Below are 524 nucleotides of genomic sequence, written 5' to 3'. Positions count from 1 at the left end.
TTAAATTCCGCTCGTTCGCAAGTTTGATCAGTTGCAGTTCGTATTCGTACTCATTTTTGGTGAGGTCGAGAGCTTCCATTGCCTTGATGTTGCTAGTATCTCGGTTATCTAGTTCCAATGTTGAATATGCTTCATAGTGACTTAGCGCCGCTTTGTAATCCCCAAGTTTTTGGTAAGCATTGGACAGCAACAGTTGCGCTCTCGCTTGTAGCAATGGCCTTGAGTTTTCCATTGCTAGTGTGAACGCTTCTTTACCGTGCTCGATCGCCTTTTCTGGCGCGTCATTTTTCAGATAAGCAAAACCAGCGGCTAAATGCCCCTCGGTTTGTAAATGGTTGTTTTCGTATCGCTCGCCCAAACCGAGTGCTTTGTTAATGTATTTGACGGCTTGTTCAAGGTTGCCAATTTCAGCAATGGCGGAAGCAAGCCCCAAATACGCCAAGCCTTGTCCATACGGATAGTGGAGCTCTTCCAAGATTTTCAATGAATTCTGGTAGTGGTTAATGGCCTTATCGAAATCTTTC

General features: G+C 44.8%; 1 pseudogene. It reads right to left on the bottom strand.

Annotated features, from left to right (window positions below):
• Window positions 1-524: pseudogene (locus R7Z77_RS28300) on the bottom strand (GGDEF domain-containing protein); the annotation flags it as partial.

This window comes from Vibrio sp. 1401 (genome assembly GCF_033340295.1).
Note: the sequence above shows the minus strand (reverse complement) of the source record. Positions and strands in the feature narration are given on the sequence as shown.